The sequence below is a fragment of the Aequorivita sp. IT1282 genome (assembly GCF_058068205.1).
This window is the reverse complement of record NZ_JBYRHR010000001.1, coordinates 154,471-173,798: the sequence shown is the minus strand read 5'-3', so window position 1 is coordinate 173,798 and position 19,328 is coordinate 154,471. Positions and strand designations below refer to the sequence as shown.

Sequence of the window (19,328 nt, the reverse complement as noted above, 5' to 3'; positions counted from 1 at the left end):
CTCTGCTTAACGACCATTGATTCACAAAAATAATAAACAAAATGGATACTGAGCATTTCCGACCGCGCTCAATACAAACTTTCATAAAAAAAGCCTTCGATTTCTCGAAGGCTCTTATATATTGTACCAAACGGAAGACTATTCTTCTGTTTTAGCTTCTGTAGCTGCGGGCTTTTTAAACTTCTCGTATTTGTTTTTGAATTTGTCAATACGTCCTGCAGTATCGATAAGTTTTGCTTTTCCAGTGTAGAAAGGATGTGAAGAACGTGAAATCTCCATCTTCACCAAAGGATACTCAACACCATCTACCTCGATAGTCTCTTTTGTATCTGCAGTTGATTTTGTAAGGAATACATCTTCATTGCTCATATCCTTAAAAGCAACTAATCTATAATTTTCTGGGTGGATACCTTTTCTCATCTCTTTAATATTATTATTTAAAATGCGCTCTTCCGACCTTTCGGAATTGAGTTTGCAAATTTAAGTATTAATTGGAAACTAGCAACAAAATTATTCACTTTTTTAATTCATTTCTAAATCGCCTGCAAATGTAACGTTTTGCTATCTTTGTTTACTAACAAACCGAACCAATATAAACATTTCAAAATGGAAAATCAACCTATTTCAATTAAACAATCAGCAGCCAATTACGGCTTCATTCTAGGGGCTATTTTAGCGCTAATGACTACCTTAATGTATGTTTTAAACCCAGATTTATTTACAAAATGGTGGGTTGGCATTATTAGTTTTATTATTATAATTGCACTAGGAATCGTGTCTACAGGAAAGGGAAAGGGTTTGCTTGGCGGTATAATGACATTTAAACAAGCCTTTACAGTCTATTTTATTACTGTTGCAATTGGCCTAATAATTAGTACCGTTGTAGGTATCTTAATTTTTAATATTATTGACCCAGATATGGCTACATTTCTTCAAGAGAAAACGCTAGAAATGACTGCAGAATTTTTGCAAAAAATGGGCACACCACAAACTGCAATTGACGAACAAATGGCAAAAATGGCAGAACAAGATAATTTTTCTATTGCTACGCAGCTAAAAAATTACGTTTTCAGTCTTGCTTTTATGAGTGTAATCGGATTACTTGTTGCACTTATTTTCAAAACGAAGAATCCAAATCCGTTAAATTAATTAATGAATATCTCCATCGTTATACCTCTTCTTAACGAAGAAGAATCGCTAAATGAACTTCACCGTTGGATTGCATCTGTTATGCAATCCAATGGTTTTTTATATGAACTCATCTTTATTGACGATGGAAGTACTGATAGTTCTTGGGAAATAATTGAAAAATTATCTACTAATAACACCGAAGTAAAAGGTATCCGTTTTCAGAAGAACTACGGAAAATCGCAAGCGTTGCACGCCGGTTTTGCAATGGCTCAAGGCGATGTTATTATCACTATGGACGCCGATTTGCAGGATAATCCCGAAGAAATTCCCGACCTCTATAAAATGATTACGGAAGAAGGATTCGATCTGGTTTCAGGTTGGAAAAAAAAGCGCTACGATTCTGTATTGAGTAAAAATTTACCTTCCAAATTATTTAATTATGCTGCGCGTAGAACTTCTGGTGTTAAGCTCCACGACTTTAATTGCGGTCTAAAAGCATACAAAAGAAATGTTGTAAAATCCATTGAAGTAACGGGCGAAATGCACCGTTATATTCCTGTTTTGGCTAAGAATGCAGGTTTTATTAAAATTTCAGAAAAACCTGTTTTGCACCAAGCCAGAAAATACGGAACTACCAAATTTGGCGCAGAACGCTTTGTCCGCGGGTTTTTAGACTTAATTACCATTTGGTTTTTGTCACGTTTTGGAAAACGACCAATGCATCTTTTTGGAGCTTGGGGCGCATTTATGCTTTTTATAGGGTTCTGTTTCGCTCTGTATTTAGGCATCGACAAATTATTTATAAATCCTTCGGCAAGACTTATTACAGATAGACCCGAATTTTTTATTGCGCTAACCGCAATGATACTAGGATCACAACTTTTTCTTGCTGGATTTTTAGGCGAATTGATTCTTAGAAGCAAGAAAGACTCTCAAAATTATATAATAAAGGAAAAGGTTAATTAAGAATTCGAGATTTAAAAGTCAGAAAACTTTGCGTTTTTTGAATTTTAAACGTTGAACCTTCAATTTTTGAATTCTCCCCATTAAAATACCTATTTTTACAAATTAATTTAAGCGAATGATTTACGTAGATCCGAAAATTTTAGCCCGCGTTAACCAATGGCTCACCCCCTTTTTCGACCAAAAAACCCAGAATAGTATAAAGGAATTAATAGCTAACGACCCTGTTGGGTTGGAAGATAGTTTCTATAAAAACCTTGAATTCGGAACTGGTGGAATGCGAGGTATAATGGGCGTTGGCGATAACAGAATTAACGAATATACTTTAGGAAAAAACACCCAAGGGCTTTCAAATTATTTAAAACAGCAATTTCCAAATCAGGAGATTAAAGTCGCAATTGCATTCGATTGCCGTCACAATAGTAAAGAGTTCGCGAAAATTGTAGCGAATGTTTTTTCTGCCAACGGAATAAAGGTTTTTCTTTTTTCAGAATTGCGCGCTACGCCCGAGCTATCTTACGCCGTAAAGCATTTAAATTGTCAAGCTGGAATTGTATTAACAGCTTCTCACAATCCGCCTGAATACAATGGTTACAAAGTGTATTGGGAAGATGGCGGACAACTAGTTCCGCCGCAGGATGGTGAAATTATTACCGAAATAAATTCGCTTAAATACGAAGACATAAAATTTAAAGCAAACGAAAATTTAATTCAATTTATAGATACCGATGTTGACGAAGCTTTTGCAAAGGCTTCAGTTGAAAACGGCACTTTTAATACTTCAAATGAAGCAAAAGCCAATTTGAAAATTGTTTTCACTTCGCTTCACGGAACATCAATCACAATGATTCCGCAGGTTTTGGAACTAGCGGGTTACAAAAATGTTTTAATTGTTGAAGAACAAGCAAAACCGAACGGAGATTTCCCAACGGTAAAATCGCCAAATCCCGAAGAACCAGCAGCTTTAAAAATGGCTTTGGAATTGGCAGAAAAAGAAAATGCAGACATCGTTATTGGTACCGACCCAGATTGTGATCGTTTAGGCGTTGCAGTTAGAAACGATAAAAACGAAATGGTTTTGCTCAACGGAAACCAAACCATGGTTTTAATGACGCATTTCCTTTTAGAACAATGGAAAAAAGCGGGAAAATTGAACGGTAAACAATTTGTTGCCTCCACAATTGTTTCTACCCCAATGGTAGAAAAGGTTGCAAAAGATTTCAATGTGAAATATATTGAAGGTTTAACCGGTTTTAAGTGGATTGCCAAAATGATTAATGACTTTCCCGAACTCGAATTTATTGGTGGTGGCGAAGAAAGCTTCGGCTATTTGGTTGGCGATTTTGTACGAGACAAAGACGCCGTTACCGCTACCCTACTGGCTTGTGAGATTGCTGCACAGAAAAAGCACGAAAGCGGAAGTATGTTTCAATATTTAAATGATGTTTATAGTAAGTACGGAAATTACCGCGAACATTTAATTTCAATTACAAAAAAAGGAAAACAGGGTGCTGAAGAAATATCAGCAATGATGAAATCGCTTCGTGAAAATCCGTTTAAAGAAATTGTCGGAAGCAAAGTGACGCGAATGGATGATGTATCGAAAAACGAGACTACCGATTTTCTGAATCAGAAAACTTCGCCACTAAACCTTCCAAAATCGAACGTATTAATTTATTATACCGAAGACGGCAGCAAAATTGCCGCACGCCCAAGCGGTACAGAACCGAAAATAAAGTTCTACATTAGCGTGAATACTTCCGAAAAGGAAAATTTTGAAGAAATACTTCAGAAAAAAATAAACGCTATTGCCGCACAACTAAACATTAGTTAATGAGTTATTTCAAAAAAATACTGCGCTACGCATACCCTTATAAAAAATATGCTTTTTTAAACATCTTTTTTAACATTTTGTATGCCTTGTTCAGCACGCTTTCTTTTGTGGCGTTAATACCGGTTTTAGAAATAATTTTCAGCAATGATCGCGAATTAGGCGCCCCACCAGTCTACGAAGGAATCTCTAGTATTAAAGATTTTTCACAAGAATACTTAAATTACTTTATTATCGAAAACATCAATAATCACGGCGAGTTTCGGGTGTTGATGTATATGGTAGGGATCATTATCGCTTTGTTTTTGTTGAAAAACTTGAGCAATTATTTGGCAATGTTCTACTCTACTTTTATGCGTAATGGCGTGTTAAAAGATCTTCGGAATGCGCTTTACAGTAAGGTAATTCAGTTCCCGTTGGCGTTTTATTCCGAAAAGCGAAAAGGCGATACTATTTCGCGATTAAGCGTTGATGTTGATGAAGTAAAAAACAGCGTGCTTTCTGTGCTAGAAATGATTGTTCGCGAGCCTTTAACCATTATATTTTCACTGGTTACGATGCTTTTTATAAGTGCAAAGTTGACACTCTTTGTGTTTCTATTTTTACCCATTTCAGGATTTCTAATTTCTAGAGTTGGTAAATCTTTAAAAAAGGGCTCATTAAAAGTGCAGGAAGAACAAGGTGTTTTTCTTTCTATTTTGGAAGAAACAATGGGCGGATTGCGCATTATAAAAGCTTTTCACGCTGAAAATTTATTTCAGAAAAAATTCGAAGATAGTAACGAGAGGTTTTATAAACATTCTAATACGGTTTTAAACCGTCAAAATCTCGCTTCGCCGTTAAGCGAGTTGCTGGGTATTATTACTATTGGCGTTCTTTTAGTTTACGGCGGTTACTTGGTTTTTGTTGATAGAACATTGGAAGCCAGTTTTTTTATTGGTTACATTATGTTGGCATATAATATTTTAACTCCGGCAAAGGCCATTGCAAAAGCAAGTTATTCTATAAAACGTGCAGATGGTTCTGCGCAGCGTATTTTGGAATTGCTGGAAGCCGAAAATACAATTACTGATATTGAAAACCCTGTTCAAAAAGAAGGTTTTGACGGTGTAATTTCAATTAAAAATATTTCGTTTAAATACGAAGATCAGTATGTTTTGAAAGATTTTTCACTTGAAATACCGAAGGGGAAAACCGTTGCATTCGTGGGTCAATCTGGTAGTGGGAAAAGTACAATTGCTAACCTATTAACGCGATTCTACGACGTAAATAAAGGGACTATTGAAATTGACGGTGTAGATATAAAAAATATGTCGAAAAGGTCGCTAAGAGGCTTAATGGGCATCGTTTCGCAGGATTCTATTCTTTTTAATGATACGGTTGCAAACAATCTTAAACTCGGAAAACCTAATGCTACCGAAGCAGAATTGCGTGACGCTGCAGAAATAAGCAATTCCTACGAATTCATAAAAGACCTTCCTGAAGGTTTTGAAACCAACATTGGCGATAGCGGTAACAAACTCAGCGGTGGACAAAAACAGCGATTAAGCATTGCCCGCGCTGTTTTGAAAAATCCGCCGATTATGATTTTGGACGAAGCAACTTCTGCTTTAGATACTGAAAGCGAACGTTTGGTGCAGGATGCGTTAGATAAAATGATGAAAAATAGAACTTCCATCGTTATTGCTCACAGGCTTTCTACCATTCAAAACGCAGATAATATTGTGGTTCTTTCTAAAGGAAAAATTGTGGAACAAGGAAAACATCAAGAGCTTTTGGAGAAAAAAGGCGTTTATTATAGCTTAGTGGAAATGCAGTCTTTAGCATAACCCATATTTCTTTGCGAACCGCTATGTAATAGTTTTACCACAAAGTGGCACAAAGGAAATACGCAAAGTTTCACGAAGGGTTTTACTGATTAAACCTTTCTCGCTTTTTACAGTCCAAAAACCGATTGCGCAAACAATGGTTGAAGAAAAAAAACTGGTAACGGCATTACAGACCGAAGGAGCCAAAGAGGCCGCCTTTCGCGACCTAGTAGCGCAGTATAAAGAAAGGCTATATTGGCAGATAAGGAATATGGTTCTGGACCACGATGATGCCGACGATGTGCTTCAAAATACATTTATAAAGATTTTCAGAAATATCAATTCTTTTAAAGGGGAGAGTAAATTGCACACTTGGATGTATAGAATTGCCGCAAATGAATCTATTACTTTTCTCAACAAAAAGGCTAAACGCAATAATGTTTCCTTAGAAAATGTAAAAGATGAAGCGCTTCGGAATTTGGAAAGTGATGTATATTTTGAAGGCGATGCCATCCAGCTTCAGTTTCAGAAGGCGATAGCAACGCTTCCGGAAAGGCAGCGGTTAATTTTCACAATGAAATATTTTGAAGACCACACTTTTGAAGAACTCTCAGAAATACTTGAAACGTCAACAGGTGGTTTAAAAAGCAGTTATCACATTGCAGTAAAGAAAATTACACAATTCATAAAATCGAATGAAACATCCTTAAATTAGAAATGAATTAATGCAATAAATATAATTAGGATGTTCTATTTGTCCAATCAAAAAAAATAAGCAAGACAGATAAAACCTTATAAATTATTGAAAGTCAAAACTTAAAGTGAAAAAAGATAAAAACATACCAGATTTTAAAGTGCCCGAAGGTTATTTCGAAACTTTCGAGGAGCGTCTTTTCAGTAAAATTGCAGAAGAAAACTTTCCGAAGTCTGCTGGCTTTAAAGTTCCCGACAGTTATTTTGAAGTTTTGGACGAACGTATTTTGAAAACGGTTACAATTTCAGAAAAGCCTAAAAAGGTTATTCCACTTTTTCCGAAGAAATACTACGGTTATGCGGCAGCTATTGCGGCTTGCTTATTAATTGGCTTTACTATTTTCAATAACGATAGCAATCAATCGGGTCTCGATGCGCTACAATTAGCTGCAATTGACACCTATATTGAAGATGGTAATTTAAATTTTGATTTGTATGATTTAACCACTTATATAGACGACAAAGACATTAAAGACATTGATTTTGACACGCAGCAGTTTTCAGACAATGCGTTAGAAGATTACCTTTTAGAAAACCTGGATGCAGAAACTATAATTAACGAGCAATGAAAAAATTAGTAATATTGTTCCTCTTATTAGCCGCCACTGTGCAGGCGCAAGACGGAAAGCACGAAAAAATAAAAGCTTTAAAAACGGCTTATATAACAGAACGATTAGCGCTTACCTCTTTAGAAGCCGAAAAGTTTTGGCCAATCTACAATAGCTATCACGACAAATTCCACGTGCTTCGACTTAAGGAGCGCACCGAGATTTTCGAAAAACTTCGGGGAGGTTTAGACAATTTAACCGATACTGAAGCTAATGAACTTATAGATAAAAACCTTTCAATTGAATCTACTGAATTAGAATTGAGGAAACAGATGACAGCGGAATTGCGGAAAGTAATTTCGCCAAAAAAAATAATCTCCCTTAAAAAAGCAGAAGACGATTTTAAACGAGAGCTTTTTAACCGATACCGAAATAGTCGAGAAAAGTAAAAAATGGATAAAAAAAAGCCCCGAAATTTTCGGGGCTTTTTTTATATAATGAAACCAATTAAATTACATGGCTCCCCATTCTTTTAAAGACTTCTCATTTAAAGCTACATAATCAGTATTACCTGCAGCTTTTGCAAGTTCCAACGATTTTTTAGCCGCTGCAATTGCACCTTTCTTGTCTCCAGCTTTTGCGTAGATCAAAGATTTTTGGCGTATTTGATAGAACTTTGGATCCTTGTTCATATCAATAGCCTTGTCAATCCAAGTTTTAGCTTGGTTTATGTCTTTACCAACTTCTAAATAATAAACTGCAGCCGAGTAATAATCGTTTGCAGATGGACCATTCATTGTTTTTAGAATACTTGCAGAAACTGTTTTGTCTGTGTTAAATTTAATTGGCACACCAACATAAGTTTTTTCCCAAAGCATACCTAATGTAGCTCCATCATTTGATAAGTCATCAAAACTCATTGTAAATGATTCAATATTCATTGGCATTGGGTATGATTGCGTTGTTACTTTAGCTGCAACTTTGTTATCATCCCATTTTTCTGGAGTTCCCCAGTTATTAGCGTCGCTATAAAAATAAACATCCCAGCTTGTAGCACCTGGTTTTGTGTAAATAGCATACGATCCTGCTTTTAAGGTTTTTCCACCAACCTCAACGTCATCGCTAAATGTAATTTTAGAATTAGCATTTGCACCAGTACGCCATACAGCGTCATAAGGCACCAAACTTCCAAAAATAGTTCTACCTCTCATGGCAGGTCTAGAATATTCTAAAGTTACATCTGTTAAGCCAACTTTCTGTTCAATTTTCTGAAATGGACTTGATTGTGGTGTTTCTATTTGAGCTTGAATACTAACTGTTAGCATTAAAGCAGAAAAAAGTAAAATAATCTTTTTCATTGTAATGGTTTTAAGAAGGTTATATTTTTTACGAAGTTACTCTTTTGAAAATTTTAGAAGAGTTAAGGAAAACTTAAATTAACATAAAAATTAAGATAATACAATTGCCCGAATACTAAGCTATAGAATGAATTACGAACAATAGTTAATGTTTTGTTTAAACTTTTTTAAATATGGTAAAACAAAGTATTTTTAGAGAAAATTTCAAAAAAATGCTAAAGTTATTTAAAAAATTATTTAGACCGGGCTTTCGTCAAGCAGACGTTAGGGCAAATACGTATAGGTTATTACGCATGAATCGTAAATTAACACTCGATCAAGAAAAATAAAGATTGAATGAAAATTTATACGCTACACGCAAAACAACACTTACCTATTACCATAGAAGAAGCTTGGAAATTTCTGTCAAATCCTAAAAATTTGAAGGTTATAACCCCAGATTATATGGGATTCAATATTCAGTCCGGCGCAGACAGACCAATGTTTGCTGGGCAGATTATTGAATATATTGTAACCCCAATTTTAGGTATTAAAACTAAATGGGTTACCGAAATAACGCATTCGGTAGAAGGTAAATACTTTGTAGACGAACAGCGCTTCGGTCCCTATGCACTTTGGCACCATAAACATTTTATAAAAGAAATTGACGGCGGCGTAGCGATGGAAGATTTATTACATTATAAGTTACCCTTTGGTTTTTTAGGCCAAATGATTCATCCCTTTTTGGTGAAACCGAAGCTGGACGAAATTTTTAAATACAGACACAATAAATTGGTAGAGCTCTTCGGCACTATATAACTTCAATATTTTTAAGATGCGGAAAATAATATTACTAATTGTTGGCTTTTGTGGAAAAAGAGTGGTCTTTCAACTTTAAAAATAATTTAAATTTTGGTGGAAAAAGTAAATGTATTTTGGTTTCAAAGAGATCTGCGATTGGATGACAATGTTGGTTTCTACGAAGCCTTACACGGAAATTTTCCCGTAATTCCCATATTTATATTCGATTCAGAAATACTCGGTGAACTTCCCCAGGACGACGCACGAGTTACTTTTATTTTTGAAACACTTCAAAAAATGCGCGATGAATTGCAGAAACACGGCAGCAGTCTTGCTATGTTTCACGGCAAACCAGAAGCTATATTCAAAAAAATAATTTCAGAATTTGATATTCAAAATGTAATAATAAATCGTGATTATGAGCCTTATGCGAAGAGTCGCGATGAACAAATAGAAAAATTACTTTCTGAGGAAAATATCGGTTTTCAAACATTCAAAGACCAAGTTATTTTTGAAAAAGATGAAGTGGTAAAAGGCGACGGCGATCCTTATATAGTTTATTCTCCCTTCATGAAAACGTGGAAAGAAAAGTTTAAAAAGGAATACAACGAGAAGATTTATAATACCACAGAAGTTTTAAAAAATAACTTTCAAAATTCACAGTTACCAAATCTCACATTAAGCGATATTGGTTTTCGTAAATCGAAAATTGAGATCACCGATTATGTCGTAACGCCCACTACTATTCAAGAATACGAAAAAAGAAGAAATTTTCCTGCGGCCGATGCAACTTCACATTTGGGCCCACACTTACGCTTTGGTACTGTTAGCATTCGGAAAATTATGAAAAAAGCAACTTCCGAAAAAAACGAAGTCTTTTGGCAGGAATTAATTTGGCGCGAATTTTTTATGCAAATTTTGTGGCATTTCCCAGAAACGGTTGAAAATGCTTTTAAAAAGAAATACGACCGAATTGAGTGGCGCAATAACGAAATTGAATTTAAAAAGTGGAAAGAGGGTAAAACTGGCTATCCAATAGTAGATGCAGGAATGCGACAATTAAATGAAACTGGCTATATGCATAATCGGGTGCGGATGGTTGTTGCCAGTTTTCTCTGCAAGCACCTTTTGATTGACTGGCGTTGGGGCGAAGCGTACTTCGCCGAAAAACTTTTAGATTATGAAATGTCCAGCAATGTTGGCAATTGGCAATGGGCTGCAGGAAGTGGCGTTGACGCCGCGCCATATTTCAGAATTTTTAATCCAACAACTCAAATTGAAAAGTTTGATAAAGATTACGAGTACATAAAAAATTACGTTTCAGAATTTGGAACTGACTCCTACCCCGATAAAATAGTAGATCATAAAGAAGCACGCGAACGCTGCTTAAAGGTTTATAAAGCTGCCGTTTCTTAGCAAATAGCTATTCCGCTTATTTAAATTTGTTAAAAAAAAGGTAAAGGGATTGTATTTTTATGCCATTCAGCACAATTTTGCTACTCTTGCACAGTTAAGATATGCACTACATCAAACCAAAAGACATGAAGAAGATTTTTATATTAATCTTTCCCCTATTTCTATTTGCCTTAAATGTTTCGGCTCAGGATTCTATACAAGTTATCAAAAACAGTCTGAACGACCAAATGACCGATGCTTTTGATAATAGCAATAGTTATCAAGAATATAAAGTTATTAAAAAGACGCAGTTGGCCAAGCTGAAAAGAAACGTTTTAGACTCCGTTTCTTCATTGGAAAAAAATATAAGTAATCAAGAAATTGAATTAAGACATCAGAAAAGTGAGATTGATTCACTTCGTCAGAATTTAAAAAACACCCAACAAAATCTATCTAAATCGAAGGAGAAAGAAGACGGAATTGAAGTTTTCGGTATTCTTACTTCTAAAGCTACCTATAATACAATATTATGGGGTATCATTTTAGTTTTGCTTTTAATTAGCGGACTTCTATTCTACAGATTTTTGAATAGTCATAAAATCACCAAGGACGCCCAACTTAAAACGGCAGAGATGGAAATTGAAATTGAAGACTATCGCCGAAACAGTTTAGATCGCGAACAAAAACTTCGTAGAAAATTACAGGACGAAATTAATAAACACCGAAAAGTCTAATTAATTAGGGCTCGGTTCGAGTTATTTTTGCACCCAGCGCTCTAAGTCTTTCATCAATATTTTCGTACCCACGATCAATCTGCTCGATATTGTGGATAGTGCTGGTTCCCTGCGCAGATAATGCTGCAATTAAGAGTGAAATTCCCGCACGAATATCTGGTGAAACCATTGTTGTAGCTTTCAAGTTAGATTCAAAGTTATGGCCTATTACTGTAGCGCGGTGAGGATCGCAAAGAATAATTTTTGCACCCATATCAATCAACTTATCTACAAAAAACAAGCGACTTTCAAACATTTTTTGGTGAATAAGCACACTTCCTTTTGCCTGCGTACAAACTACAAGAACTATACTTAATAAATCTGGCGTAAAACCTGGCCATGGTGCATCTGCGACAGTAAGGATAGACCCATCAATGTAGCCTTGAATCTCGTATTCATCTTGTGCAGGAATATATATATCGTCTCCTACTTTTTCGAGAATTATACCGAGTTTTCTAAAAGTTTCAGGAATCAATCCCAAGTTTTCCCAGCTTACGTTTTTAATAGTAATTTCGCTACGTGTCATAGCCGCAAGGCCAATCCAACTTCCTATTTCAATCATATCTGGCAAAATGCGATGCCTACAGCCTCCCAATTTCTTAACGCCTTCAATAACCAAAAGATTAGAACCAACCCCGCTAATATTAGCGCCCATTGAATTCAGCATCTTACAAAGTTGTTGAATATACGGTTCGCAAGCGGCATTGTAAATGGTTGTTGTTCCCTTAGCCATAACAGCTGCCATAACAATATTGGCAGTTCCTGTTACCGAAGCTTGGTCTAAAAGCATATAAGCACCTTTTAAACCATTGGGAGCTTCTACACCGTAAAAACGCTCTTCTCTGTTATAGCGGAATTTCGCGCCGAGTTTAATAAAACCTTCAAAGTGAGTATCAAGCCTTCTTCTTCCTATTTTATCTCCTCCTGGCCGCGGAATATATCCTTTGCCAAACCTTGCTAATAAAGGACCCACAATCATGATGGAACCGCGTAATGAGCTTCCCTCCTGTTTAAAAAGTTCTGATTCTAGATAATCTAGGTTGATTTCGTCTGCAATAAAAGCATATTTGCCTTTAGCCAACTTTTGGATTTTTACACCTAGATTTTCTAAAATTTTTATCAGTTTATTGACATCCAGAATATCTGGAATATTCTCAATAATAACTTTTTCTGGAGTTAATAATACGGCACAAAGAATTTGTAGCGCTTCATTTTTGGCACCTTGTGGAGTAATTTCACCCTTAAGTTTATGCCCGCCCTCTATTTGGAAAGTTCCCATAAATACTGGTTGGAATTTTAATAACGTTTACGGTTGCGGTTGTTATTGCTTGGTTTGTAGTTTTTCTTAGCAGAAGAATTACTCGTGTTAAAACGTTTTTTATTCTTCAATAAATCTGAAGCATCGCTCAAATCTTCATCGCTGTTTTTCAGATTGATTTTCCCCTCGGAAAGTTCCAAAAGATGTGCAAAGATTACGTCGTCTTCTACGGTATCTTTGTTCCAATTCAGAAAACATTTCTTCATGTGGTTCGCGATAGTAATAATAAGTCCATCTTTTTTATCTCCTTCTTCCCAACTTACCGCAACATCAATCATTCTTTTGATGTTATTACCGTAAAAACGATATTTAGGAAAGTTTTGAGGATAACCCAATGGTTCTGGACGCTCCATTAATTCCTCTCTCGAAGGAATTGGATATGGAGAATCTACATCAAGTTTAAAATCTGAGATTATAAAAAGTTGATCCCAAAGCATCGGTTGAAAATCTGGAACATCGCGAAGATGCGGGTTTAGATTTCCCATTACAGCAATTATGCCTTTGGCAATTTTATTTCGTTCGTCTTTATCTTCTGTGGCAATGGCGTGATCCACCATTTTTTGAATATGACGCCCGTATTCTGGAATAATTAGCTTTGGGCGTTCTGTATTATACTCTATTTGGGCTACTTCTTGTATCAAAATGTTTTTATTAAGGAAAGAATATTAACGTACTCGGAAAGATTGAAAATCATTTCAGACGCAAAATACTAAAAATTATAGTGAAATAACGCCTTCAACCTTGGAAACTTCAAGATATTTCTTTACCACTTGGTCTGGGTTTTCCATCGTAACATTCACAGATAGGCTTGAATAGGTTCCTTTGGAAGAATCGCGGGTGCTTATTTTAGCATCGGTGCCATCAAAAATTCGTTCTATCTCAGCAATTTTTTCGAGCTCGGCAGGTACTATAAATTTAAAAAGATAGGGCGCGGGCCAAGTAGTATCTTCTTCGAGTTGCTTTTTTAAACGGTCGTAAAATTCTGAAGTGTTCTTATTTTGATCCATCAAATAATTTTGCTCTGTGAGCAACAAAGATACACTTTCACCTCAAATATTTATTTACTTACTTTGCATAAAATTGAATCTTTTGAAAACGAAAAAAATTGTAATAACTGGCGGACCTGGCACAGGGAAAACAGCGCTTATAAAATACTTGGAAGAAGAAGGACATGTAGTGATGCACGAAATTTCAAGAGCTGTAACTTTGGAAGCTCAAAAACAAGGGATTGAGCAATTATTTCTGGAAAGCCCAATTCTATTCAGCGAAAAATTGCTGGAAGGAAGATTGAAACAATATCACGAAGGAAAAGAATGCGCCGCATCCATACTTTTTTATGATCGTGGCATGCCCGATGTTACTGCATATATGGATTATATGGGAACGGATTACCCCGAAAATTTCTCAATAACCTGTAACGAATTTCGGTATAATAAAATATTTCTTCTTCCACCCTGGGAAGAAATTTACAAACAGGATAACGAGCGTTACGAGAGTTTTGCTCAAGCTGAAAAAATATTTCATTTTCTGAAAACTGGTTACGAAAACTATGGCTACAAAATATGCGAAGTGCCCGTAGGTACTATTGAAGAGCGGGCAAATTTCATATTAAGTAAAATTTAGTCATTAAGTGATTGAATTTCTTAAATCAATCACTTTTACACAGGCAACCTACTATCTTTACAATTTAATAACGCATTAACCCAATGAGAACAATTTGACAAATGTCCACGACATCCTGAACAAATATTGGGGGTTTACTTCCTTCAAACCAATGCAGGAAGACATAATTGCGTCTGTGTTAAATGGAAAAGACACGGTAGCATTATTGCCAACCGGCGGCGGAAAATCACTGTGTTTTCAGGTTCCCGCTATGGCAATGGACGGTATTTGCATAGTAGTTTCGCCACTTGTTGCTTTAATGAGCGACCAAGTAAATGCATTAAAAGATCACGGCATAAAAGCTTTAAAATTGACCGGCGGAATTACTTTCGATGAGTTAAATACCTTATTAGACAATGCTCTTTACGGAAATTACAAATTTCTTTACCTCTCTCCCGAGCGACTGCAGCAAGAGATAGTTCAAAATTACATTCGGCAGATGAATGTTAACTCCATTGCGGTAGATGAAGCACACTGTATTTCGCAATGGGGAAATGATTTTAGACCAGCCTATAAAAACATAACGGTACTTAGGGAAATTCATCCCTTGGTTCCCATTATAGCACTTACTGCCACTGCGACGCCCGAAGTTTTAGAAGATACTATTTCTGAATTAAAAATGGAACTTCCTGTAATTTATAGGAATTCATTTGTTCGCGAAAATCTTTCGTATCAAGTTTTTAAAGAAGAAGACAAACTATATAAAACCGAGCAGCTGCTAAAAACCAATACTGGCTCTGCAATTGTATATGTTCGAAATAGAAAAAGCACCGTCGAAATAAGCGAACAGCTTAACAGTTTAGGAATTTCGGCAACATTTTATCACGGCGGAATTTCAGCTAAAGAAAAAGCTCAAAAGCTACAGTCGTGGCGCAATGGATCGTTTTCTACAATGGTTGCAACTAATGCTTTTGGAATGGGAATTGACCATCCAAATGTGCGTTTTGTAATTCACCTTCAAATTCCCGAAAGTTTAGAGAGCTACTTTCAAGAAGCCGGTCGAGCAGGGCGCGATGGCAATTATGCTTCTGCAGTGCTTCTTTATAATGAATACGATAAAATATACGTAAAGCAGCAATTTATAGAATCGCTGCCTACCACTGCAGATTTAAAAAAAATCTATCGCACGCTGAACAATTATTTTCAGATTCCCTACGGTGAAGGAGAATTTACAAAACATAATTTCAGTTTTTCTGAATTCTGTAAAATATACACCTTAAATACTTTGCTTGCCTATAATGCCTTAAACAGCTTAGACCGATTGGGCGTTATTCAGTTGTCGCAGGAATTTGGACGTAAATCCATGGTCCATTTCTTAATTTCTTCAGAACAGGTTTTAACCTATTTTGCAAAGGACATCACCGCCTCCGTCATCGGCAAAACAATACTAAGAATTTACGGTGGAATTTTTGAAATGCCCACTTCAATTAATTTAGATTTAATTGTTACCAAAACGGGGCAATCCATTGAAACAGTTATTGCTGTTTTGAATAAAATGCAACGCGACCAAGTTGTGGAAATGACTTTGCAGATAACCGATGCTACGCTCACCTTTTTAATACCGCGCGAAGACGACAAAACTATCAATGTTATTTCGCGCGAAGTAGAAGCATTAAATCGTAAAAAAACGGCCCAAGTTAATTCGGTTTTACAATATATTGAAAACACCAAAACCTGCCGAAGCGTGCAATTAGTCAACTATTTTGGTGAAACTACTGCTTCAAAATGTGGTATATGTTCGGTTTGTAAAGGGCAAACTTCAAAACTTTCAAAAGGTGAAGTTCGGCAGATGGCAAGACAAATACTTGCATTTCTTGAAGGGGAAGAATTAAGTTCGCGCGAGATTTCAGAAAAACTTACTTTTGCCGAAGCTGATGTTTTAAAGGTTATCCGTCTTCTAATGGATGCCGAAAAGATAAAAATAAATCCGAAAAACCAATATTACTTAAACTGAAAAAATGCATAACGATTTGAGAATAGTATTTATGGGAACTCCCGATTTTGCTGTTGGGGTTTTAAAAGCGATGGTTGAAACGGGCCAAAATATTGTGGGCGTCATTACCGCTCCAGATAGACCTGCGGGCCGCGGCAGAAAGCTTATGGGTTCTGCGGTAAAGGACTATGCCGTTTCGCAAAACTTAACCGTCCTTCAACCCACAAATTTAAAGGACGAATCTTTTCTGAAAGAGTTGAAAGATTTAAATGCAAACCTTCAAGTAGTAGTGGCTTTCCGAATGCTCCCAAAAGCAGTTTGGCAAATGCCGCAATTAGGCACCTTTAATCTTCATGCTTCGTTGCTTCCACAATATAGAGGTGCGGCGCCAATAAATTGGGCTATTATTAATAAGGAGGAAAAAACAGGCGTCACCACATTTTTTATTGACGAAAAGATCGATACCGGTTCCATAATCGCGAATAAGGAAATTCCTATTGAAAAAAATGAAAGCGCTGAAACCCTTCACGATAAGTTAATGCTTAAAGGCAGTGAACTTGTATTGGAAACCTTGAATTTAATCGAGAAAGGAAATGCTAATCCAAAACCACAACCCGAAAGCGGTGATTTAAAAGATGCTCCAAAACTTACTCCAGAGAATACAAGAATAGATTGGACAAAACCTGGACTAGAAATAGATGCTTTTATAAGAGGTCTTTCTCCCTATCCTGTGGCGTGGTCAGTTTTGTATAATAATAAGGAGGAATTAAAAGCGAAAATTTATGCGGCTAGTTTCGAAATGGACGACCATAATTTAGAAATGGGAACTATCCAAGCTTCAAAAAAAGAACTGAAAGTAGCATGTTCAGCGGGTTTCATCATTATTAAGGAAATACAACTCCCCGGAAAACGAAAAATGGATGTTTCTGCGCTGTTGAATGGGTATTCTTTTGAGGACGATTCGAAACTATTGTAAACCCTTGTTATCACTGATTTGGTTAAATTTCTTAAAAAACACGTCATGTTTATTAACAAACAGTCTAAGTTATTAACAATAATAATGATTTCCTGCGTGGTTACTTGCCTGAACGGATATTCCTATTAAATTTGTAGAGCAATTAATCGAAGTTTAACCAACAATTTAATTTAAAAAAATTATGAACAAATCAGATTTAATCGATGCAATGGCAGCTGATGCCGGAATTACAAAAGCTGCTGCTAAGAAATCCTTAGAGTCTTTCTTAGGGAATGTTGAAGGTTCTCTTAAAAAAGGTGACAGAGTATCACTTGTAGGTTTCGGATCTTGGTCAGTATCAAAAAGAGCTGCCAGAGAAGGAAGAAACCCTCAAACTGGTAAAACCATCAAGATTGCTGCTAAAAAAGTAGTTAAATTCAAAGCTGGCTCAGATTTACAAAATAGCGTAAACTAATTGTAAAATATTTTACAAAATTTTAAGTCCTTCTTTTCATTAAGTTGAAAAGAAGGATTTTTTTTATAAGACTGATTTTGAGCAAATTGAAAATTCGTAACATTTTATCATAATTATTCAATTAAATTTAAATTAAACATCAGTTTAGTAATTTTTTGGTATTTTTAAAATTATTACTTAGATTTAATGTATTGAATATATTCTATGACCACTCTAAAACCCGCCAAAGGCCTCCTATTAGTTGCAGAACCATCAATAATTGGTGATGTTTCTTTTAATCGTTCAGTAGTACTTTTAGCCGAGTATACTGAAAATGGATCTGTTGGGTTTATTCTCAATAAGCCCTTACAATACAAGCTTCGTGATTTTGTGCCGGAGATAAATTCTAAGCTTCCTGTCTTTAACGGAGGTCCAGTAGAGCAAGATAATCTGTATTTTATTCATTGCATTCCTGATATTATTCCCGACAGCATAGAAATATCTAGTGGTATTTATTGGGGTGGCGATTTTAGTGCAATTGTTGATCTTTTAAAAGAAGACAAATTAAAAAAAGACCAAATTCGTTTCTTCCTTGGCTATTCTGGTTGGGAAAGCGAGCAACTGGAACAGGAATTAGAAGTTAATAGTTGGGTAGTAGTGCCAAACGATTATGACAATAAAATTATAGGCAAAACCAATATAAATTTTTGGAAAGAAAAAATGATTGAATTTGGTGGAGATTATATATTATGGTCTAATGCCCCAGAAAATCCCAGCTTCAACTAACTCATTCTTGCCTTAAGGTTCAATTTTGGCAATAACAACTTCGCAGTAGCATTTACAAATTCTTTTTTCCGATATTTTGTTACGGGAACAATTCCTTGAATTGTATTTGTAATAAAAATTTCATCAGCTTTCTGCAATTCAAATGGTGAAACCGAGATTTCTTCAAGCGAAAATTCTGGCATCAATTTAATAATTGCAATAAGTTGTTTGCGCAAAATACCGTTTAAACAACCATCTGCAAGTGGCGGTGTTTTGATAGAATTGCCTGAAACCAAAAATATATTTCCGTTCAGTGCCTCAACAACCTGTTTCTTTTCATTTAACAAAAGACAGTTTTTATAATCATTTTCTTTAGCGTAAATGCTGCCAAGTATATTTATAAGTCGGTTAGATGTTTTAAGGGTGGCCAGTAAACTAGAGGTGATAAAATGATCTTTATACAGCTCAATTTCGTAGTTCTCTTCACTTAAAATGTAGAATGGCGTCTCAAGTTTTTCAAACGAAATTGTATATTCAACATCGTTGGTTTCGGGCGTATATTTACCACCAGTTTTACGCCATACTAGCATTTTTACACGAAATGTAGCGTTTACTTCTTCAGAAGAATTAACGGTCTTCATTATTTCTTCTTCCAGAAATTCCATAGTAAAATTCATAGGGATTTCCATCCTCAGAATTCGCATAGAAGCCATTAAACGAAAGTAATGGTCTTCCCAGAAATAAATCTTTCCGCCACCATATCGCAACGTTTCAAAAACGGCATCGCCATAATTGAGGCCTCTATTATCTGTTGTAACCGTTGCCTGGTTATTCGCTACTAATGTTCCGTTTAAATTTACCATAAAAAAAACCGCCCATTTTTATTGGACGGTGCAAAGGT

21 protein-coding genes are annotated in these 19,328 nt (G+C 35.8%); 15 read left to right on the top strand and 6 right to left on the bottom strand.

The annotated features are described in order from the left end of the window. Positions 1–138: 138 nt before the first annotated feature. A complete protein-coding gene (locus tag AC3RVG_RS00845; protein ID WP_489689533.1) occupies positions 139–420 on the bottom strand; it encodes a type B 50S ribosomal protein L31 in 282 nt (93 codons plus the stop codon). 186 nt (positions 421–606) lie between these two features. On the opposite strand from AC3RVG_RS00845, the gene AC3RVG_RS00840 reads away from it, so the two are divergent. The 7 genes from AC3RVG_RS00840 (at position 607) to AC3RVG_RS00810 (ending at position 7,483) form a co-directional block, all read left to right on the top strand. After that, a complete protein-coding gene (locus tag AC3RVG_RS00840) occupies positions 607–1,149 on the top strand; it encodes a DUF4199 domain-containing protein (protein ID WP_489689532.1) in 543 nt (180 codons plus the stop codon). A gap of 3 nt (positions 1,150–1,152) precedes the next feature. After that, on the top strand, positions 1,153–2,097 hold the full coding sequence (locus AC3RVG_RS00835; protein WP_489689531.1) for a glycosyltransferase family 2 protein: 945 nt from the start codon (positions 1,153–1,155) through the stop codon (positions 2,095–2,097). Positions 2,098–2,212: 115 nt separating this feature from the next. Then, positions 2,213–3,928, top strand: a complete 1,716-nt coding sequence (locus AC3RVG_RS00830; protein ID WP_489689530.1) for a phospho-sugar mutase — start codon at positions 2,213–2,215, stop codon at positions 3,926–3,928. Then, a complete protein-coding gene (locus tag AC3RVG_RS00825; protein ID WP_489689529.1) occupies positions 3,928–5,754 on the top strand; it encodes an ABC transporter ATP-binding protein in 1,827 nt (608 codons plus the stop codon). The genes AC3RVG_RS00830 and AC3RVG_RS00825 overlap by 1 nt, the downstream gene beginning before the upstream one ends. 136 nt (positions 5,755–5,890) lie before the next feature. After that, the gene (locus AC3RVG_RS00820) at positions 5,891–6,448 is read left to right on the top strand and encodes an RNA polymerase sigma factor (RefSeq protein ID WP_489689528.1); all 558 of its coding nucleotides are present in this window, start codon (positions 5,891–5,893) and stop codon (positions 6,446–6,448) included. Positions 6,449–6,554: 106 nt separating this feature from the next. Beyond that, a complete protein-coding gene (locus AC3RVG_RS00815; RefSeq protein ID WP_489689527.1) occupies positions 6,555–7,055 on the top strand; it encodes a hypothetical protein in 501 nt (166 codons plus the stop codon). Further along, a complete protein-coding gene (locus AC3RVG_RS00810) occupies positions 7,052–7,483 on the top strand; it encodes a hypothetical protein (protein WP_489689526.1) in 432 nt (143 codons plus the stop codon). The genes AC3RVG_RS00815 and AC3RVG_RS00810 overlap by 4 nt, the downstream gene beginning before the upstream one ends. Before the next feature lie 63 nt (positions 7,484–7,546). On the opposite strand, the gene AC3RVG_RS00805 is transcribed toward AC3RVG_RS00810, so the two are convergent. Further along, positions 7,547–8,392, bottom strand: coding sequence for a DUF2911 domain-containing protein (locus AC3RVG_RS00805; RefSeq protein ID WP_489689525.1), 846 nt, complete (start codon positions 8,390–8,392; stop codon positions 7,547–7,549). A gap of 336 nt (positions 8,393–8,728) precedes the next feature. Here AC3RVG_RS00805 and AC3RVG_RS00800 point away from each other — a divergent pair, with 336 nt between their 5' ends. From AC3RVG_RS00800 to AC3RVG_RS00790, 3 genes are all read left to right on the top strand, one after another. Next, positions 8,729–9,190 carry an SRPBCC family protein gene (locus tag AC3RVG_RS00800; RefSeq protein ID WP_489689524.1) on the top strand — a complete coding sequence of 154 codons (462 nt, stop codon included), beginning with the start codon at positions 8,729–8,731 and terminating at the stop codon, positions 9,188–9,190. A gap of 93 nt (positions 9,191–9,283) precedes the next feature. Continuing rightward, positions 9,284–10,588, top strand: a complete 1,305-nt coding sequence (locus AC3RVG_RS00795; protein WP_489689523.1) for a cryptochrome/photolyase family protein — start codon at positions 9,284–9,286, stop codon at positions 10,586–10,588. Between the two features lie 101 nt (positions 10,589–10,689). After that, positions 10,690–11,301: a hypothetical protein gene (locus tag AC3RVG_RS00790; RefSeq protein WP_489689522.1), complete on the top strand. Its 612-nt coding sequence runs from the start codon at positions 10,690–10,692 to the stop codon at positions 11,299–11,301. A 4-nt stretch (positions 11,302–11,305) separates the two neighbouring features. Here the strand turns inward: AC3RVG_RS00790 and murA are convergent, their stop codons facing one another. The 3 genes from murA to AC3RVG_RS00775 all read right to left on the bottom strand — a co-directional run bounded on the left by murA (position 11,306) and on the right by AC3RVG_RS00775 (position 13,665). After that, complete coding sequence (murA, locus tag AC3RVG_RS00785) at positions 11,306–12,619, bottom strand: UDP-N-acetylglucosamine 1-carboxyvinyltransferase (RefSeq protein WP_489689521.1); 1,314 nt, start codon at positions 12,617–12,619, stop codon at positions 11,306–11,308. Between the two features lie 17 nt (positions 12,620–12,636). Beyond that, positions 12,637–13,299, bottom strand: a complete 663-nt coding sequence (locus AC3RVG_RS00780) for a DUF4290 domain-containing protein (protein ID WP_489689520.1) — start codon at positions 13,297–13,299, stop codon at positions 12,637–12,639. 75 nt (positions 13,300–13,374) lie between these two features. Continuing rightward, a complete protein-coding gene (locus tag AC3RVG_RS00775) occupies positions 13,375–13,665 on the bottom strand; it encodes a DUF493 family protein (protein WP_489689519.1) in 291 nt (96 codons plus the stop codon). Between the two features lie 82 nt (positions 13,666–13,747). Here AC3RVG_RS00775 and AC3RVG_RS00770 point away from each other — a divergent pair, with 82 nt between their 5' ends. The 5 genes from AC3RVG_RS00770 to AC3RVG_RS00750 all read left to right on the top strand — a co-directional run bounded on the left by AC3RVG_RS00770 (position 13,748) and on the right by AC3RVG_RS00750 (position 18,448). Further along, entirely contained in the window at positions 13,748–14,281 is a 534-nt protein-coding gene (locus AC3RVG_RS00770) for an AAA family ATPase (protein WP_489689518.1), read from the top strand. A 94-nt stretch (positions 14,282–14,375) separates the two neighbouring features. Then, positions 14,376–16,274 (top strand): RecQ family ATP-dependent DNA helicase, encoded by a 1,899-nt coding sequence (locus AC3RVG_RS00765; RefSeq protein ID WP_489689517.1) that lies wholly within the window; start codon positions 14,376–14,378, stop codon positions 16,272–16,274. A gap of 4 nt (positions 16,275–16,278) precedes the next feature. Next, positions 16,279–17,229 (top strand): methionyl-tRNA formyltransferase, encoded by a 951-nt coding sequence (gene fmt, locus AC3RVG_RS00760; RefSeq protein ID WP_489689516.1) that lies wholly within the window; start codon positions 16,279–16,281, stop codon positions 17,227–17,229. A 181-nt stretch (positions 17,230–17,410) separates the two neighbouring features. Then, positions 17,411–17,683 carry an HU family DNA-binding protein gene (locus AC3RVG_RS00755; RefSeq protein ID WP_489689515.1) on the top strand — a complete coding sequence of 91 codons (273 nt, stop codon included), beginning with the start codon at positions 17,411–17,413 and terminating at the stop codon, positions 17,681–17,683. 204 nt (positions 17,684–17,887) lie between these two features. Further along, positions 17,888–18,448, top strand: a complete 561-nt coding sequence (locus tag AC3RVG_RS00750) for a YqgE/AlgH family protein (RefSeq protein WP_489689514.1) — start codon at positions 17,888–17,890, stop codon at positions 18,446–18,448. Here the strand turns inward: AC3RVG_RS00750 and AC3RVG_RS00745 are convergent. After that, entirely contained in the window at positions 18,445–19,290 is an 846-nt protein-coding gene (locus AC3RVG_RS00745) for an aminotransferase class IV (protein WP_489689513.1), read from the bottom strand. The two genes, AC3RVG_RS00750 and AC3RVG_RS00745, sit on opposite strands and share 4 nt — an antisense overlap. Positions 19,291–19,328: the final 38 nt, after the last annotated feature.

What these genes read in the sequence shown, in the direction of transcription:
- AC3RVG_RS00810 (WP_489689526.1), top strand. Translation starts at nt 7,052, where the DNA reads ATGAAAAAATTAGTAATATTGTTCCTCTTATTAGCCGCCACTGTGCAG.
- AC3RVG_RS00830 (WP_489689530.1), top strand. Translation starts at nt 2,213, where the DNA reads ATGATTTACGTAGATCCGAAAATTTTAGCCCGCGTTAACCAATGGCTC.
- murA (WP_489689521.1), bottom strand. Translation starts at nt 12,619, where the DNA reads ATGGGAACTTTCCAAATAGAGGGCGGGCATAAACTTAAGGGTGAAATT.
- AC3RVG_RS00845 (WP_489689533.1), bottom strand. Translation starts at nt 420, where the DNA reads ATGAGAAAAGGTATCCACCCAGAAAATTATAGATTAGTTGCTTTTAAG.
- AC3RVG_RS00755 (WP_489689515.1), top strand. Translation starts at nt 17,411, where the DNA reads ATGAACAAATCAGATTTAATCGATGCAATGGCAGCTGATGCCGGAATT.
- AC3RVG_RS00805 (WP_489689525.1), bottom strand. Translation starts at nt 8,392, where the DNA reads ATGAAAAAGATTATTTTACTTTTTTCTGCTTTAATGCTAACAGTTAGT.
- AC3RVG_RS00835 (WP_489689531.1), top strand. Translation starts at nt 1,153, where the DNA reads ATGAATATCTCCATCGTTATACCTCTTCTTAACGAAGAAGAATCGCTA.
- AC3RVG_RS00790 (WP_489689522.1), top strand. Translation starts at nt 10,690, where the DNA reads ATGCACTACATCAAACCAAAAGACATGAAGAAGATTTTTATATTAATC.
- AC3RVG_RS00750 (WP_489689514.1), top strand. Translation starts at nt 17,888, where the DNA reads ATGACCACTCTAAAACCCGCCAAAGGCCTCCTATTAGTTGCAGAACCA.
- fmt (WP_489689516.1), top strand. Translation starts at nt 16,279, where the DNA reads ATGCATAACGATTTGAGAATAGTATTTATGGGAACTCCCGATTTTGCT.
- AC3RVG_RS00800 (WP_489689524.1), top strand. Translation starts at nt 8,729, where the DNA reads ATGAAAATTTATACGCTACACGCAAAACAACACTTACCTATTACCATA.
- AC3RVG_RS00775 (WP_489689519.1), bottom strand. Translation starts at nt 13,665, where the DNA reads ATGGATCAAAATAAGAACACTTCAGAATTTTACGACCGTTTAAAAAAG.
- AC3RVG_RS00840 (WP_489689532.1), top strand. Translation starts at nt 607, where the DNA reads ATGGAAAATCAACCTATTTCAATTAAACAATCAGCAGCCAATTACGGC.
- AC3RVG_RS00745 (WP_489689513.1), bottom strand. Translation starts at nt 19,290, where the DNA reads ATGGTAAATTTAAACGGAACATTAGTAGCGAATAACCAGGCAACGGTT.
- AC3RVG_RS00825 (WP_489689529.1), top strand. Translation starts at nt 3,928, where the DNA reads ATGAGTTATTTCAAAAAAATACTGCGCTACGCATACCCTTATAAAAAA.
- AC3RVG_RS00820 (WP_489689528.1), top strand. Translation starts at nt 5,891, where the DNA reads ATGGTTGAAGAAAAAAAACTGGTAACGGCATTACAGACCGAAGGAGCC.